This window comes from Vibrio qinghaiensis (genome assembly GCF_002257545.1).
Taxonomy (GTDB): domain Bacteria; phylum Pseudomonadota; class Gammaproteobacteria; order Enterobacterales; family Vibrionaceae; genus Vibrio; species Vibrio ordalii.
The window spans coordinates 2,048,817-2,064,459 of sequence record NZ_CP022741.1; the positions used below are offsets into that span (position 1 = coordinate 2,048,817).

Here is a 15,643-nt window from a genome sequence, read left to right on the forward strand (position 1 = left end):
CTAAGCACCGCCTTTAGTTAAAATGATTGCTCACAATGAGTCAAACTCTTTATCGCACTATCACTTATAGACAATTTCGCCCGCTGGCGCATATTGGTTCACATCAATTGGACTGTGTGCTTCGAGGTAGTCTTTCAATACTTCCGCGTCCACAAAGCCTGTATTGACATAACCTGGGTGATCGGAGATTTTTGGATAACCATCACCACCTGCTGCATTGTAACTAGGCACGGTGAAGCGATACGTTTCGTCCAAACGGAGCTGCTTATCACCAATAAACACGTTCGATACCTTACCATTGGCCACTGTCATCGAAATCCCCGCGAATTGTACATAAGCGCCAGAATCAACAGGTTTGGTCGCCACTTCATTGAGGTAATCCAACACTTCAGCCCCGGTCATATCGGTATAAGTGAGAATATTGGCAAAAGGTTGTACTTTGAGCACATCTTTATAAGTGATTTTTCCTGCATCAATCGAATCGCGCACGCCACCAGAATTCATCACCGCAAAGTCGGCTTTTGCACGTTCCATATGAGAAAGTGCAATCAAACGGCCTAAATTCGTTTGCTGGAAACGCACAACGTTGCGATCCCCTTCTAACTTGCCATTACTTTGTGCAATGACCACATTCAGTTTCTCTTGACCTTGTTCTTGATATGGGCGCAAAAAGTTAAGCATTTCTGGATCTTCAGCAATTTGCTCTTGAATCAGTACGCGCTGGCTCTCTCCATTCACGTTCACCTTTTTCTTCAGGTTCACTGGGATCAAGTTATAGCTCACCATATTCAGTTCACCATTACGGAATTCGTAATCCGCACGGCCAACATACTTACCCCATTCATGCGCTTGCACTATGTAAGTACCGTTTTGCATATCAGGCTTACATTCATCTCCCGGATGGAAGTTTTTCTTCACCACATTAGGGCCTTCCATGCAGACAGGCTCTTGAGAGTGACCGCCGACGATCATATCGAGCGAACCTTCATCCAAGTATCGTGCAAGCGCAACATCACCCGGTGCATTCACACCACGTTGGCCATTTTCATAATGGCCCATGTGGGTAACGGCAAAAATAAGGTCCGGCTTTTCCGTTTTCTCAATTTCTGCGATCAGTTTTTTCGCTTCTTCTTTTGGATCTCTAAACTCAATACCACCAATGTATTCAGGGTTGCCGATTTTAGCAGTATCTTCGGTCGTTAAACCGATAACCGCTATTTTCACGCCCTGTTTATCAAACATTTGGTAGGCTTGGAATAGACGTTTTCCGGTCGATTTATCGTAAATGTTGGCCGACAGCATTGGGAAATTCGCCCACTCTTTTTGCTTAAACAGCACCTCGAGCGGGTTATCGAATTCATGGTTACCTAACGCCATTGCATCATAACCAATCTTGCTCATGCCTTTAAAATCAGGCTCTGCATCTTGCAGATCAGATTCAGGAACCCCAGTATTAATGTCACCACCAGAAAGAAGCAATACACTGCCGCCCTCGGCTTCAATTGCAGAACGAAGATCGTCGATCAGCGTTTTACGCGCCGCCATACCATACTCGCCATATTTGTTTTGCCAGAAACGACCATGGTGGTCATTGGTGTGTAATACGGTCAGTTTATAGGTCGTATCTTCTTTCCACTCGTGAGTGGGTTGAGTTGCGCAACCCACAACGGCTGTAAGAATAGCCGCGCTGATGGCTGTTTTTAGAATAAAACGTTGTTTCATTTTCATACCTTTGAACTTAGAAAATCCACTGCTTGTGAGACGGCAATCATGGTCAACTTTGCAAACACAAAATCAAGCCATATCGATAAACTTGACCCAGTTTAAATTAACATCCTAAAGGTGACAGATTGATTTCATATTTATGTAGAATTGATCACTATAAAATCAATTCAAAAATGTAACGGTTCCTACGTGTTACATATGAAATTTCAACCGATCACAGGCAATCGTTTCCTTTCGTCGAGACGGAAAAACCGAGGAAAAGTGAGCGCATAGCCAAGATAAACAGGTTTTGGAAAACATTCGATAAAATTTGACCACCTTACGGTGGTCAAAATGTGAGTGATAGATGAAATAAGAAATCAGCGGATATCGATATGTGCAAAGCTCTTAATCAAATCGTCTAACGCTTTCATTTGAGCAAGGAAAGGCTCCAGTTTATCCAAAGGCAGCGCCGATGGACCATCACAACGCGCTTTGTCTGGATTTGGATGTGCTTCAATGAATAGGCCCGCAATCCCGGCAGCAAGACCTGATTTTGCTAACTCAACTGTCTGCTCACGACGCCCACCAGAAGCTGCGCCAGAAGGGTCACGCATTTGCAGTGAATGGGTCACATCAAAAATAATTGGGCTGCCGTTTGATGCTTTTTTCATCACACCAAAACCCAACATATCAACGACCAGATTATCATAGCCATGGCAAGCACCACGTTCACACAAAATCACTTTGTCGTTGCCGCACTCTGCAAATTTTTCTACGATATTGCCCACTTGACCAGGGCTCATAAATTGTGGTTTTTTCACGTTGATCACTGCACCTGTTTTCGCCATCGCTTCGACAAGGTCAGTTTGACGAGCAAGAAACGCTGGCAGTTGAATCACATCAACCACCTCAGACACTGGCTGAGCTTGAGCTTCTGTGTGCACGTCAGTGATGATTTTGACGCCAAAGGTCTCTTTTAGCTCTTGGAAAATTTTCATTCCCTCTTCCAAGCCGGGGCCACGATAAGAGTGAACAGAGCTGCGGTTTGCTTTATCAAAAGAAGCTTTAAACACATAAGGGATGCCGAGTTTATCGGTCACTTTCACGTAATGCTCACAGATTTGCATCGCTAAATCACGGGATTCAAGGACGTTCATTCCAGCAAACAGAGTAAACGGTTTGTCGTTAGCAACGGGAATATCACCCACGTGGACGATTTTTTGTTCCATTTTATTCTCTCTCATTTAGCGGTTAATGCAGCGTAATAGCTTCAAAGCTTAATGCATTAACTTGATTTTTTAATAACTCAGCCGCCGGATCATTCGGGCAATGCTCAATAAAGTATTGATAATCGGATAAGGCAATTTGGTGACAATCCAGTTGCTGATAGATAAAGCCGCGATCGCGGATCTCATACGGATCATCAGGAACAAAAGTCAGCGCTAAATCAGTACAACGCAGTGCTAAGGTATAACGCTCTTCTCTTAATAGTGCGCTCTTTAGTAGTGCCAGCCAACGACCGATCACCGTCGGATTATCTGTCACTTGCAAATGACTCGATTTAAGCTTAGACAAGACCCCTTTATGCCCAACTAACCACGCTTGTAGTGTATGTAATGAGACGGTTTCACCAGTAAAAGGGTTAATATAAATCGGTGATTCATCGCACCAATGCAACTGCAATAAAAACTGTGTGGGAAAGGTAATACCTTGTAAAGGAAAGCCTAGCTTGCGCGCAAAATAGAGCAACAGCGCACCTAAACTGACGGGAATACCTTTGCGGTGCTGCAACACTTTATCGATGAAGGCATTACGTGAATCAAAATAAGCCTCTCTGTCACCGCGAAAACCCCATTGTTGGTAAAACAGACGCAACAACGCTTCGAAACGCTGTTTTTCATCCTGTTCATTAGCTAACTCGTGTTTTGCTTGTGTAAGCAAACGTGCCAACTCTTGACGTGCCCATTCATCCTCAGTTTCAGGATTGACTGCCTTGTTTAAGATCAGCGCCCCTTCCACCAATTCCATTGCATCAAAATCTTCATCGAACCATTCAAACATAATGCCGCTCGGATGCTGTTAGCCTAAAAACATAGTCGTTTTTACGATGGCGATTTTTCCCGCCATGGCAAGCCAACCCAACGCGCCAAAAAAAGCAAAGGTGCGAAGTAGCTTGCTGCGGCCCAGTTTGAGCGCAAAAAAGCCTAATGCAATGTACGCCATCACACAAGTCAGCTTCTCAGTTAACCAAGGCGCTGCTGGGGTAAATGGGATAAAACCAGACATAACAATCAACGCGATACCCGATAGCAGCAACAGCGAATCGTTAATATGAGGAAAACGTTTCAAAAAAGGGTGTTGTAACCATTTAGAATCCATCATCATCAAGGCATAACGTACCGACAACAATAGTGCACTGATCGCAATGGTCAGTAGATGAAAATGTTTTAATCCTTCGTACATGATGCTCTCTCTTCTGAGTGCGAATATTGACCCAGTGTCACTCGGTCATTACCCGCATAATCCTTTTCTGTCACTACATGGTGATAGCCGAGTGACTCAAATAACGCTCTGACTGCCGCCCCTTGATCATAACCATGTTCAAACAGCAGCCAGCCTTGTTGCTGCAAATAGTGACGCGCATTCTCTGCAATGTGTTTAATGTCAGCCAAGCCTTTGTCTTTGGCCACCAGCGCACTTAAAGGCTCAAAACGTACATCCCCCTGCGTGAGATGGGGATCATTCTCTTCAATATACGGTGGATTGGAGACAATTAAAGCAAACTTTGTACCGAGCTTTAAAGGTTCAAACCAACTGCCTTGTAAAAATGTGACATTGGTAATAGTTAAACGCTGCGCGTTTTCCAACGCTAAGGCTTGCGCTTCTGGGCGTAAGTCGATACCAACCACATGACGTTCAGGTAGCTCGGACGCTAGCGCTAATGCGATTGCGCCAGTTCCTGTGCCCAAGTCCAAAATATCCCCTTGCGTCTGCTGGCTTTTTTCTAACGCAATTTCAACCAAACGTTCAGTATCCGGCCGAGGAATTAATGTCGAAGGCGAAACTTTCAGTGGCAGCGACCAAAACTCACGTTCCCCAACCAAATAGGCCACAGGCTCCCCCGTCACTCGACGCGTAATCAACGAGCAAAATTGCCGCGACTGCGTTTCGTTTAAGGTCTTTTCAGGCCAAGTCAGCAGATAAGAGCGTGGTTTATCCAGCACATGGCAAAGCAGCACCGCCGCATCCACAGAAGGCGAATCGCTGCCGCCTTCTTGGAGCTGGTCAATCGCGGCTTTCAACGCGTCATCAATACGAGATAACGTCATGGGATCAGTGTTGATCGGCAAGAGCGGCAAGTTGGTCTGCTTGATATTCTTGAATGATTGGATCAATCAAGCTTTGCAGATCCCCTTCCATCACTTCATTAAGGCGATAGATGGTTAAGTTAATACGATGATCGGAAACGCGACCTTGCGGGTAGTTGTAAGTGCGAATACGGTCGCTACGATCACCAGAACCCAGTAGGTTACGACGAGTATCGGACACTTCGGCTGCACGCTTCGCTTCTTCCGCTTGTGCAATACGAGCGGCCAATACGGCCATCGCTTTGGCTTTGTTTTTGTGCTGTGAACGCTCGTCCTGACACTCAACTACCGTACCTGTTGGTAAGTGGGTAATGCGGATAGCAGAGTCGGTGGTGTTCACGTGCTGACCACCCGCGCCCGATGAGCGGAAAGTGTCAATTTTCAGATCGCTAGCTTTAATTTCTGGAATTTCGGCTTCAGGAATTTCTGGCATGATCGCGATGGTACAAGCGGAAGTATGCACACGACCTTGAGATTCCGTGGCCGGAACACGCTGTACGCGGTGACCGCCTGATTCAAACTTAAGCACACCGTAAGCGCCATCACCACTCACTTTGGCAATCACTTCTTTATAGCCGCCATGCTCAGCATAACTAGCGGACATAATTTCGATACGCCAGCTCATTTTCTCAGCATAACGGCTGTACATACGGAATAGATCGCCAGCAAAAATGCCCGCCTCATCACCACCCGCCCCTGCACGAATTTCTAAGAAGCAGTTACGATCATCGTTCGGATCTTTTGGTAGCAGCAGAATTTGCAATTCATCAGTGAGACGTTCAATCGTCGCTTTGGCCGCTTTTATTTCCTCTTGAGCCATCTCTCGCATTTCAGCGTCTTCGTCTTTGGTCATCTCTTCCGCGGCAACCAAATCTTCTTGCGCTTGTTGGTAAGCTTGGAAGCATTTAGTGACTTCCTCAAGCTGAGAGTACTCTTTTGACAAAGTACGGAATTTGTTTTGATCACTAATTACGGTAGGCTCGCCAAGCAGGCGCTGAACCTCTTCGTAACGCTCAACAAGGGATTCAAGCTTAACTAAAATCGACGCTTTCATAGTTTCTTCTTTAATTCGGAGTGACGGATATTATCGAGGGTCGTCAAGACCCAAACTTTGTCTAATCACGGCCAATTTAGCCGGTTCACCTAACTCTGCAGCACTTTGCAATGCTCGGGTTGGTGTGTGGATCAATCGATTGGTGAGTTTGTTACTTAACTCAAGTAACACTTTTTCAGGATCGCCCCCTGCAGCCAGTGCCTGCAAGCTTTTGCTAAGCAATTCTTGACGAATTTCGTTGGCCGATTGACGGTATTCCCGGATGCTGTCTACCGCTTGCAAGGAGCGCATCCAGCTCATAAAGGCTGCGCTCTCTTCGCTGACAATCGCTTCAGCTTGAATGGCTTCAACTTTACGCTGTTCCATATTGCTGTCTACAATCGACTGAAGATCATCAACCGTATACAGATAGGCATCGTTTAAATCCCCGACCTGCGATTCAATATCACGAGGCACGGCAATATCAATCAGTAACATGGGTTGATGGCGGCGCACTTTAATCGCACTTTCTACCATCCCTTTGCCAATAATCGGCAGTGGGCTGGCGGTGGAACTGATGACGATATCCGCGTGGGCGAGATAGTCAGGTATCTCATTGAGTGCAATCACTTCGGCGTCAAACTGCTGTGCAAGCCCCATCGCTCGCTCGCGGGTTCGGTTGGCAACTATCATGCGTTTACATCGATGGCTAGCTAAATGCTTCGCAACCAGTTCGATGGTTTCACCCGCCCCAACCAACATTACCGTTGAGTCAGAGAGTGATTCAAAGATCTGCTTTGCCAACGTACAAGCAGCATAAGCCACCGAGACCGCACTGCCGCCTATTTCGGTTTCGGTGCGCACACGCTTAGCTACCGAGAATGCTTTTTGAAACAGTTTTTCAATCGCTGAATCAGCCGCGTTATGCTCGCGAGCATCCGCATAGGCCTGTTTCACCTGCCCTAAAATCTGCGGCTCACCCAATACCAGTGAATCCAGACCACAAGCTACTCGCATCAAATGACGAATCGCTGCTTGTTCTTCGTGTACATACAAACTCGGTTTAAGATCTTCAGGATTCACATGATGGAACTGAGACAACCAATCGATTAACTTACTTTTGCTCGATGATTTTACATCACAATAAATTTCCGTGCGATTACAGGTAGAGACAATAACGCTACCTTGAACGCTGGAACTGGACGCAAGTTGTCGCAAGGCTTCTGATAATTTATCAGGACCAAACGCCACTTTCTCTCGCAGTTCTACCGACGCTGTATTGTGATTTATTCCAATAGCAAGCAAGGACATCTATAGAGGTTTCTCGGTTCAGGAAATGTAAATAGGAGCCGAATTTTACTTGATGCCCTGTTTTAATGAAAGGGCAACAGGGATTTGTTTTCCCGACTTCGTGATATCAATGATATAGTGAGGCGTTTTTACGGCCTTCACTGTGTAAATAATGGGCAGATATGACACGCGCAAACAGACTAATTTTAACTCTCATCGCTCTGCTGACACTCTTTGGTTGTACAAATTTACCCCCAACAAGGGTCGAGAGCATCGGCTGGCAGCAACATCAGCTGCATCTACAAGCGATCCGCAACTACCAAGCCAGCGGCAAACTCGGCTATATATCACCACAACAGCGCCAATCCCTCAATTTTTATTGGCAAAAAAACGCCGACCATAGCCAGCTTCGTCTATCAACATTTTTAGGGCAGACGGTTTTAAATCTCTCCATCTCGCCGCAGGGCGCCCAGGTCAAAACGTATGACGATCAAATTATCGATGCGCAGAATGCGGATGCTTTAGTTTACCAGTTAACTGGGTTATCGATCCCCATTGAGCAGCTACAAGATTGGCTGCTTGGGCTGCCAACCGAAGCGGATGGCTTTCAACTCAATCAAAATAATTTGTTAGCATCACTGGATAAGCAGTTAGGACTTAACCGCTGGCACTTGGAATATTTGAACTACCAAGCTTATCCGTTCGTCTCAACATCCGCTTCTTCCACTTCAGTGCCACTTCCGGCCAAACTAAAGCTGACTCAAGATCAAGTTTCATTAAATCTCGTTATTTCAAAGTGGACTCTTACGCCATGATTAACACCCCAACCCACTGGCCATCACCCGCTAAGCTCAACCTGTTTCTGTACATCACCGGGCAAAGAGCCGACGGATATCATGAATTACAGACACTGTTTCAATTTCTCGATTTTGGTGATGAGTTAACCATTACTGCCAATCAGTCTGGCGCAATAACTCTCACACCAGCCATTGCTGGCGTTGCGCTACAAGACAACTTGATTTGGAAAGCGGCCATCGCCTTACAAAAGGCAAGTGGATGCCGCTATGGCGCGAGCATTGAATTAAATAAAGTTTTGCCAATGGGCGGTGGCATCGGTGGCGGCTCTTCCAATGCTGCAACCGTGCTTGTGGCACTGAACTACTTATGGCAAACCAATTTGTCACAGCAAGAACTCGCTACGCTCGGTTTAACACTCGGGGCGGATGTTCCCGTTTTTGTCCATGGCTTTGCCGCATTTGCTGAAGGCGTAGGTGAAAAACTGACCCAAACCGAACCAAAGCAAAAATGGTATTTGGTGGTTCGGCCTAATGTGAGCATTGCAACGAAAGATATTTTCACTCATCCCAAATTGATAAGGAACACGCCAAAACGAGCGCTAGCAACGCTTCTCGAACACCCTTACGAAAACGATTGCGAAAAAATTGTCCGAATGCTGTACCCAGAGGTTGATAAGCAACTTTCATGGCTGCTACAATACGCGCCGTCAAGATTGACTGGGACGGGATCTTGCGTTTTTGCCGAATTTTCTAGCAAAGTAGAAGCGGAAGCTGTCCTTGCCAAGCTCCCTGACACAGTCTTCGCGTTTGTCGCCTTAGGGTGTAACATTTCGCCACTGAAAAAGACTCTGGCTGAATACCAATTCGCCAACACCCGACCTATTTAAAAACTGGACGCAACCCTGAGGTTTCCACCGTGCCTGATATGAAGCTATTTGCTGGTAACGCCACACCTGAACTAGCCCAACGTATTGCTGAACGTCTATACATCTCTCTTGGTGATGCTACTGTTTCTCGTTTCTCTGACGGTGAAGTTGCAGTGCAAATCAACGAAAATGTTCGTGGTAGTGATGTATTTATTATTCAATCTACTTGTGCTCCTACTAATGACAACTTAATGGAATTAGTAGTGATGATTGATGCAATGCGCCGTGCTTCAGCAGGCCGTATTACTGCTGTCATCCCATATTTTGGTTATGCCCGTCAAGACCGCCGAGTGCGCTCTGCTCGTGTACCGATCACTGCAAAAGTTGTTGCAGATTTCCTTTCAAACGTTGGTGTTGACCGCGTTCTGACCATCGACCTCCATGCAGAACAAATCCAAGGCTTCTTTGACGTCCCAGTAGATAACATCTTTGGTACGCCAGTGTTGCTTGAAGATATGAAAGCGCGTGGGTTAGAAGATCCTGTTGTGGTTTCACCTGACCTTGGTGGCGTGGTTCGTGCTCGTGCGACTGCAAAAGCATTAGGTGATATCGACATCGCAATCGTTGATAAACGTCGTCCACGCGCCAACGTGTCTGAAGTTATGAACCTGATTGGCGATGTTGATGGTCGCGATTGTGTGATCGTGGATGACATGATCGACACTGGCGGCACTTTGTGTAAAGCCGCTGAAGCGTTGAAAGAACGTGGTGCAAAACGTGTGTTTGCTTACGCAACGCACGCGGTATTCTCAGGTAACGCAGCGAAAAATATCAAAAACTCAGTACTAGACCAAGTTATCGTCACAGACTCGATTACCCTATCTAAAGAGATGGCGGCAACCGGTAAAGTGACGCAATTGACCTTGTCGAGCATGCTTGCTGAAGCGATTCGTCGCATTAGCAACGAAGAGTCTATTTCTGCCATGTTTAATTAAAAATCAGTTTATTTACTGATTTTTAAATGCTTTTAAAGCACTTCATTGAAAAATGAGGTGCTTTTTCCTTTGTTATTTTAGCGCCTCGCACCCTTTCCCTTTTGTGTGCTATCATACCGCGCTTTTGATATTGCAAAGAGATCCTAACCTTGAGCCAACCAATCAAACTTCTTGTCGGGCTAGCGAATCCTGGCCCTGAATACGCAAAAACGAGGCACAATGCTGGCGCTTGGGTAGTAGAAGAATTAGCCCGAGTTCATAACGTCAGCTTGAAAAACGAAGCCAAATTCTTCGGTTTCACCGGACGTATCGTGGTTAATGGTGAAGATCTGCGTTTATTGATCCCAACAACTTTTATGAATTTATCCGGTAAAGCCGTGGCGGCCATCGCCAAATTTTACCAGATAAAACCAGAAGAGATCATGGTGGCACATGATGAACTAGACTTACCTCCCGGGGTAGCTAAGTTCAAAATGGGTGGGGGTCATGGCGGGCATAATGGCCTTAAAGACACCATCAGCAAACTCGGCAATAGCAAAGAATTCTACCGCCTGCGGATTGGTATCGGCCATCCGGGGCACAAAGATAAAGTAGCAGGCTATGTTTTAGGTAAAGCACCCGCCAAAGAGCAAGAGTGCTTAGATGCCGCAGTTGACGAATCGGTTCGTTGCTTCGACATTTTACTAAAAGATGGTCTAACTAAAGCACAAAATCGCTTACATACGTTCAAAGCTGAATAAGGTTACAGTCATGGGTTTTAAATGTGGCATCGTGGGTTTACCAAATGTGGGTAAATCAACATTATTTAATGCACTAACTAAAGCGGGCATCGAAGCAGCAAACTTCCCGTTTTGCACTATCGAACCAAACACGGGTGTGGTTCCTGTTCCAGACCTTCGTCTCGATGCGTTAGCAGAAATTGTAAACCCTCAACGTATCCTTCCGACGACAATGGAATTTGTCGATATCGCAGGCCTAGTGGCTGGCGCGTCAAAAGGTGAAGGTTTAGGCAACAAATTCCTTGCCAATATCCGTGAAACAGATGCAATTGGTCACGTTGTTCGCTGCTTCGAGAACGAAAATATCGTTCACGTAGCAGGCAAAGTATCGCCAATTGAAGATATTGAAGTAATCAATCTAGAGCTTGCCCTTGCCGACCTTGATAGCTGTGAACGCGCCATTCAACGTCAAGCAAAACGTGCCAAAGGTGGCGATAAAGACGCTAAATTTGAAATCACCGTATTAGAGAAGCTACTCCCTGTATTAACGGAAGGTGGTATGGCTCGCACGGTTGAACTCTCAAAAGAAGAGCTAGCCGCCGTAGATTATCTCAACTTCTTAACGTTGAAACCAACCATGTATATCGCCAACGTGAGCGAAGATGGCTTTGAAAATAACCCGTACCTTGATGCTGTCAGAGAGTTTGCAGAAAAAGAGAACAATTCTGTAGTTGCTGTTTGCGCAGCCATTGAAGCTGAACTATCTGAACTTGAAGAAGAAGATCGCGCCGAGTTTTTAGCCGATTTAGGCATTGAAGAACCCGGTCTAAACCGCGTGATTCGTACCGGTTACGAACTGCTAACGCTACAAACCTACTTCACCGCTGGCGTAAAAGAAGTGCGTGCATGGACGATTCCGGTCGGTGCGACGGCTCCGCAAGCGGCGGGTAAAATCCATACCGACTTTGAACGTGGTTTCATTCGCGCTGAAGTTGTGGGTTATGATGATTTCATTCAATATCGCGGCGAAAATGGAGCCAAAGAAGCGGGCAAATGGCGCTTGGAAGGTAAAGAATACATCGTAAAAGATGGCGATGTTATCCACTTCCGCTTCAACGTGTAAATAACTCGTTAATCAGCCATTAATACACCATTAAAGCCGACAGATTCTGTTGGCTTTTTTGTTTTTTTCTCAAAATCAACCTTAGCGACAAGCAAGGAAAAATCAATAAGCTTAATGATTTATTAACCGTTTTTGATCACAAACACGTCTCTTTGTTCAAAAAAAGTTCGAACGGTTGGTTTCAAAGAATTTATTCAAAAAAACTATTGACGCTCTAGAGCCATATCCGCATAATGCGCTCCGTTCTCGACATTAAGGCAAACTTAAAGAGAGAATAAAAATGGCTACGTAGCTCAGTTGGTTAGAGCACATCACTCATAATGATGGGGTCACAGGTTCGAATCCCGTCGTAGCCACCATTTCCTAAGTGTTTTTCTTATGAAAATATTTAGGAAAGTTGCGGAAATGGCGAAATTGGTAGACGCACCAGATTTAGGTTCTGGCGCCGCAAGGTGTGAGAGTTCAAGTCTCTCTTTCCGCACCATTATTTAGATGAGCAATCATCTTGTAGGGCTATCGCCAAGCGGTAAGGCAGCGGCTTTTGATGCCGCCATCCCCTGGTTCGAATCCAGGTAGCCCTGCCAATATTGAGATGGCTGGTGAATAAACTAGTCATCACAACGATTCAATGAATAGTAATATTCACTGAATCTACAGGTTAAGTTGCGGAAGTGGCGAAATTGGTAGACGCACCAGATTTAGGTTCTGGCGCCGTAAGGTGTGAGAGTTCAAGTCTCTCCTTCCGCACCATTATTTAGATGAGCAATCATCTTGTAGGGCTATCGCCAAGCGGTAAGGCAGCGGCTTTTGATGCCGCCATCCCCTGGTTCGAATCCAGGTAGCCCTGCCATTATTCAAATGGGTCAGTGTTTAAAAAACCATTGGCGCATGAGTGTGGATTGTATTATATTGTCTCGCTCAAAAAGATGGCTACGTAGCTCAGCTGGTTAGAGCACATCACTCATAATGATGGGGTCACAGGTTCAAATCCCGTCGTAGCCACCATAATTTAGTTGTTAGCGACCATAATTTAGTTGTTAGCGACGTCTAATAACAGTAGATATCGAGCTGCGGAAGTGGCGAAATTGGTAGACGCACCAGATTTAGGTTCTGGCGCCGTAAGGTGTGAGAGTTCAAGTCTCTCCTTCCGCACCATCTCGATAACTAACCATTTGCGGAAATGGCGAAATTGGTAGACGCACCAGATTTAGGTTCTGGCGCCGCAAGGTGTGAGAGTTCAAGTCTCTCTTTCCGCACCATATTTAGATGAGTAATCATCCTGTAGGGCTATCGCCAAGCGGTAAGGCAGCGGCTTTTGATGCCGCCATCCCCTGGTTCGAATCCAGGTAGCCCTGCCAATATTGAGATGGCTAGTGAATCAACTAGTCATAACAACGATTCAATGAATACCAATATTCACTGAATCTACAGGTTAAGTTGCGGAAGTGGCGAAATTGGTAGACGCACCAGATTTAGGTTCTGGCGCCGTAAGGTGTGAGAGTTCAAGTCTCTCCTTCCGCACCATTATTTAGATGAGCAATCATCTTGTAGGGCTATCGCCAAGCGGTAAGGCAGCGGCTTTTGATGCCGCCATTCCCTGGTTCGAATCCAGGTAGCCCTGCCATATTTCATATGGTTAGCGATAAGCTACCCATAACAACGATAAATTGAGTAACCAACCCTCACTTTATCTACAGCATAAGTTGCGGAAGTGGCGAAATTGGTAGACGCACCAGATTTAGGTTCTGGCGCCGTAAGGTGTGAGAGTTCAAGTCTCTCCTTCCGCACCATTATTTAGATGAGCAATCACCTTGTAGGGCTATCGCCAAGCGGTAAGGCAGCGGCTTTTGATGCCGCCATCCCCTGGTTCGAATCCAGGTAGCCCTGCCATTATTTGTAGGGTTAGCGAGAAGCTGACCTTAAAAAGATAAGCAAAATTAACACAATTCAGCTTATCTACAGAATACGCTGCGGAAATGGCGAAATTGGTAGACGCACCAGATTTAGGTTCTGGCGCCGTAAGGTGTGAGAGTTCAAGTCTCTCTTTCCGCACCATAATTTAAGATTGTTAATTAAATGGCTACGTAGCTCAGTTGGTTAGAGCACATCACTCATAATGATGGGGTCACAGGTTCGAATCCCGTCGTAGCCACCATTTACAATGATAGTTTGAATAACCAATGTTCACTCTATCTACAGTACAAGTTGCGGAAGTGGCGAAATTGGTAGACGCACCAGATTTAGGTTCTGGCGCCGCAAGGTGTGAGAGTTCAAGTCTCTCCTTCCGCACCATCAATTCAAACCCAGCTTAGGCTGGGTTTTGTTTTATTAGCCTCATAACAATATATCCTTTCCTCCCCTTTTAACCGTTGATTCATTGTTCAGATCCATTATTTGATCACGTCAAAAGTGAGGCATAAAAAAATCCAGCCGAAGCTGGATTTTTAATTTAAAAGTTAACGACTTAACCAAGTAAACCAAGAGCGGCATTAGGCGCTTGTTTGGCTTGTGCCAACACTGAGCTTGATGCTTGAGAAAGGATCTGCGATTTTGTCAATGCAGTGGTTTCTTTCGCAAAATCAGTGTCTTTGATTCGGCTCTTAGAAGCATTTACGTTTTCGTTGATATTATCTAAGTTGTTAATCGCATGGTTGAAACGGTTTTGGAATGCACCCAGTTGAGCACGGCGGCTGTCTACAAATTGTAATGCAGCATCAACAATGGCAACTGATTCTTGCGAACCACCTACAGAGGTGACATCGATGGTATGGACAGTCACATCTTTTGCTGCTTGGAAACTCAGTTCACCCGCTAAGCTGCCACCAAAGGTTGCGACACCATCAATACGGTTGCTATCAGTAAAGATCTGCAGTCTGCCTTCATCATCAACAGAAGCTTTTAACATATCAGTTTGACCATTGATGTAAGTGGCCAACTCTTCGATGTCATCACCCTCTTTTGCACTTAGGTTGATGGTTTGCTCACCGGTACGTTTGTCTGTCAACGTAATGGTCAGATCATTCGCTCCGGCTTGAACTGTCCAATCTTTATCTTGACCATTTGCTGCCTTATAGCTTTTACCACCCATCAATGCATTATCACTGCGCATATTATTCAGGCTAAGCATGACCGCTTCACCGTTATCGGCTCCAATTTGGAACGATTTGGTATCAAAAGTACCATTGAGCAGCTTATTACCACCAAATGATGTGGTTTCAGCAATACGATTGAGTTCATCATTCAGCGCAGTGATCTCTTCTTGAATCGCTACACGCTCGGACTTTGAGTTCGAGCCATTTGACGATTGTAGAGATAAGTCACGCATACGTTGCAAAATATTGGTAGTTTCGTTCATTGCACCTTCAGCTGTCTGCGCAATTGAAATGCCATCATTTGCGTTGCGCACGGCAACATCTAAGCCTCTGCTTTGAACGTTCAAACGGTTAGAGATTTGCAAACCTGCTGCGTCATCTTTTGCGTTATTAATTTTGAAGCCTGATGATAAACGTTCCATTGATAACTGTTGCGCATTGCTAGCACTGTTTAGGTAGCGCTGCGCTGTCATAGCTGAAACGTTAGTGTTTACATTAACCGCCATAGTGGTTCTCCTATTGATTTTCCGACTTAGCGTCATAGACAAACGGTTTCCGACGTCTCGGAAAACCAAGTAGTTCTCTCAAAGTACTATTATTAGCGACTGCGGTTAGGAATCCTTTAACAAGAAAACGATGATTTCGTAAAAAAT

At 45.5% G+C, this 15,643-nt stretch carries 13 protein-coding genes and 16 tRNA genes; 21 read left to right on the forward strand and 8 right to left on the reverse strand.

Annotated features, from left to right (window positions below; genetic code table 11):
* Positions 1-60: 60 nt before the first annotated feature.
* From ushA to hemA, 7 genes are all read right to left on the reverse strand, one after another.
* Positions 61-1,722: a bifunctional UDP-sugar hydrolase/5'-nucleotidase UshA gene (gene ushA / locus CCZ37_RS09450; RefSeq protein ID WP_010320500.1), complete on the reverse strand. Its 1,662-nt coding sequence runs from the start codon at positions 1,720-1,722 to the stop codon at positions 61-63.
* A gap of 362 nt (positions 1,723-2,084) precedes the next feature.
* Complete coding sequence (gene kdsA / locus CCZ37_RS09455; protein WP_010320501.1) at positions 2,085-2,936, reverse strand: 3-deoxy-8-phosphooctulonate synthase; 852 nt, start codon at positions 2,934-2,936, stop codon at positions 2,085-2,087.
* A 22-nt stretch (positions 2,937-2,958) separates the two neighbouring features.
* Positions 2,959-3,768: a SirB1 family protein gene (locus CCZ37_RS09460; RefSeq protein WP_094500389.1), complete on the reverse strand. Its 810-nt coding sequence runs from the start codon at positions 3,766-3,768 to the stop codon at positions 2,959-2,961.
* A gap of 18 nt (positions 3,769-3,786) precedes the next feature.
* Entirely contained in the window at positions 3,787-4,170 is a 384-nt protein-coding gene (locus CCZ37_RS09465) for a SirB2 family protein (RefSeq protein ID WP_094500390.1), read from the reverse strand.
* Positions 4,155-5,036, reverse strand: a complete 882-nt coding sequence (gene prmC / locus CCZ37_RS09470) for a peptide chain release factor N(5)-glutamine methyltransferase (protein ID WP_094500828.1) — start codon at positions 5,034-5,036, stop codon at positions 4,155-4,157. Before prmC ends, CCZ37_RS09465 begins: the two co-directional genes overlap by 16 nt.
* 4 nt (positions 5,037-5,040) lie before the next feature.
* A complete protein-coding gene (gene prfA / locus CCZ37_RS09475) occupies positions 5,041-6,129 on the reverse strand; it encodes a peptide chain release factor 1 (RefSeq protein WP_094500391.1) in 1,089 nt (362 codons plus the stop codon).
* Positions 6,130-6,159: 30 nt separating this feature from the next.
* Positions 6,160-7,419, reverse strand: a complete 1,260-nt coding sequence (gene hemA, locus CCZ37_RS09480) for a glutamyl-tRNA reductase (RefSeq protein ID WP_013856265.1) — start codon at positions 7,417-7,419, stop codon at positions 6,160-6,162.
* 161 nt (positions 7,420-7,580) lie between these two features.
* Between hemA and lolB the strand changes: the two genes are divergently transcribed.
* From lolB to CCZ37_RS09585, 21 genes are all read left to right on the forward strand, one after another.
* Entirely contained in the window at positions 7,581-8,213 is a 633-nt protein-coding gene (gene lolB / locus CCZ37_RS09485; RefSeq protein WP_094500392.1) for a lipoprotein insertase outer membrane protein LolB, read from the forward strand.
* On the forward strand, positions 8,210-9,082 hold the full coding sequence (ispE, locus tag CCZ37_RS09490) for a 4-(cytidine 5'-diphospho)-2-C-methyl-D-erythritol kinase (RefSeq protein WP_029627257.1): 873 nt from the start codon (positions 8,210-8,212) through the stop codon (positions 9,080-9,082). The genes lolB and ispE overlap by 4 nt, the downstream gene beginning before the upstream one ends.
* A gap of 29 nt (positions 9,083-9,111) precedes the next feature.
* A complete protein-coding gene (locus tag CCZ37_RS09495) occupies positions 9,112-10,056 on the forward strand; it encodes a ribose-phosphate pyrophosphokinase (RefSeq protein ID WP_010320509.1) in 945 nt (314 codons plus the stop codon).
* Between the two features lie 149 nt (positions 10,057-10,205).
* Entirely contained in the window at positions 10,206-10,796 is a 591-nt protein-coding gene (pth, locus tag CCZ37_RS09500) for an aminoacyl-tRNA hydrolase (protein ID WP_094500393.1), read from the forward strand.
* A 10-nt stretch (positions 10,797-10,806) separates the two neighbouring features.
* Positions 10,807-11,898, forward strand: coding sequence for a redox-regulated ATPase YchF (ychF, locus tag CCZ37_RS09505; RefSeq protein WP_013857965.1), 1,092 nt, complete (start codon positions 10,807-10,809; stop codon positions 11,896-11,898).
* Between the two features lie 282 nt (positions 11,899-12,180).
* Positions 12,181-12,257: transfer RNA gene (locus tag CCZ37_RS09510), tRNA-Met, on the forward strand.
* Positions 12,258-12,297: 40 nt separating this feature from the next.
* A tRNA-Leu gene (locus CCZ37_RS09515) sits at positions 12,298-12,382 on the forward strand.
* Between the two features lie 25 nt (positions 12,383-12,407).
* Positions 12,408-12,482 (forward strand) — tRNA-Gln (locus CCZ37_RS09520).
* An 81-nt stretch (positions 12,483-12,563) separates the two neighbouring features.
* Positions 12,564-12,648, forward strand: a tRNA-Leu gene (locus CCZ37_RS09525).
* Between the two features lie 25 nt (positions 12,649-12,673).
* Positions 12,674-12,748 (forward strand) — tRNA-Gln (locus CCZ37_RS09530).
* 78 nt (positions 12,749-12,826) lie between these two features.
* Positions 12,827-12,903: transfer RNA gene (locus CCZ37_RS09535), tRNA-Met, on the forward strand.
* Between the two features lie 65 nt (positions 12,904-12,968).
* Positions 12,969-13,053: transfer RNA gene (locus CCZ37_RS09540), tRNA-Leu, on the forward strand.
* A gap of 19 nt (positions 13,054-13,072) precedes the next feature.
* A tRNA-Leu gene (locus CCZ37_RS09545) sits at positions 13,073-13,157 on the forward strand.
* 24 nt (positions 13,158-13,181) lie between these two features.
* Positions 13,182-13,256 (forward strand) — tRNA-Gln (locus CCZ37_RS09550).
* An 81-nt stretch (positions 13,257-13,337) separates the two neighbouring features.
* Positions 13,338-13,422: transfer RNA gene (locus CCZ37_RS09555), tRNA-Leu, on the forward strand.
* Between the two features lie 25 nt (positions 13,423-13,447).
* Positions 13,448-13,522: transfer RNA gene (locus CCZ37_RS09560), tRNA-Gln, on the forward strand.
* Between the two features lie 81 nt (positions 13,523-13,603).
* Positions 13,604-13,688 (forward strand) — tRNA-Leu (locus CCZ37_RS09565).
* A gap of 25 nt (positions 13,689-13,713) precedes the next feature.
* Positions 13,714-13,788: transfer RNA gene (locus CCZ37_RS09570), tRNA-Gln, on the forward strand.
* A gap of 80 nt (positions 13,789-13,868) precedes the next feature.
* Positions 13,869-13,953, forward strand: a tRNA-Leu gene (locus CCZ37_RS09575).
* Between the two features lie 23 nt (positions 13,954-13,976).
* Positions 13,977-14,053: transfer RNA gene (locus CCZ37_RS09580), tRNA-Met, on the forward strand.
* A gap of 52 nt (positions 14,054-14,105) precedes the next feature.
* Positions 14,106-14,190 (forward strand) — tRNA-Leu (locus tag CCZ37_RS09585).
* A gap of 172 nt (positions 14,191-14,362) precedes the next feature.
* On the opposite strand, the gene CCZ37_RS09590 is transcribed toward CCZ37_RS09585, so the two are convergent.
* Positions 14,363-15,496 carry a flagellin gene (locus CCZ37_RS09590; protein ID WP_094500394.1) on the reverse strand — a complete coding sequence of 378 codons (1,134 nt, stop codon included), beginning with the start codon at positions 15,494-15,496 and terminating at the stop codon, positions 14,363-14,365.
* Positions 15,497-15,643: the final 147 nt, after the last annotated feature.

Coding starts and splice junctions, on each gene's coding strand:
- ychF (WP_013857965.1), top strand. CDS start 10,807: ATGGGTTTTAAATGTGGCATCGTGGGTTTACCAAATGTGGGTAAATCA.
- ispE (WP_029627257.1), top strand. CDS start 8,210: ATGATTAACACCCCAACCCACTGGCCATCACCCGCTAAGCTCAACCTG.
- kdsA (WP_010320501.1), bottom strand. CDS start 2,936: ATGGAACAAAAAATCGTCCACGTGGGTGATATTCCCGTTGCTAACGAC.
- lolB (WP_094500392.1), top strand. CDS start 7,581: ATGACACGCGCAAACAGACTAATTTTAACTCTCATCGCTCTGCTGACA.
- ushA (WP_010320500.1), bottom strand. CDS start 1,722: ATGAAACAACGTTTTATTCTAAAAACAGCCATCAGCGCGGCTATTCTT.
- prfA (WP_094500391.1), bottom strand. CDS start 6,129: ATGAAAGCGTCGATTTTAGTTAAGCTTGAATCCCTTGTTGAGCGTTAC.
- CCZ37_RS09590 (WP_094500394.1), bottom strand. CDS start 15,496: ATGGCGGTTAATGTAAACACTAACGTTTCAGCTATGACAGCGCAGCGC.
- CCZ37_RS09465 (WP_094500390.1), bottom strand. CDS start 4,170: ATGTACGAAGGATTAAAACATTTTCATCTACTGACCATTGCGATCAGT.
- prmC (WP_094500828.1), bottom strand. CDS start 5,036: ATGACGTTATCTCGTATTGATGACGCGTTGAAAGCCGCGATTGACCAG.
- hemA (WP_013856265.1), bottom strand. CDS start 7,419: ATGTCCTTGCTTGCTATTGGAATAAATCACAATACAGCGTCGGTAGAA.
- CCZ37_RS09460 (WP_094500389.1), bottom strand. CDS start 3,768: ATGTTTGAATGGTTCGATGAAGATTTTGATGCAATGGAATTGGTGGAA.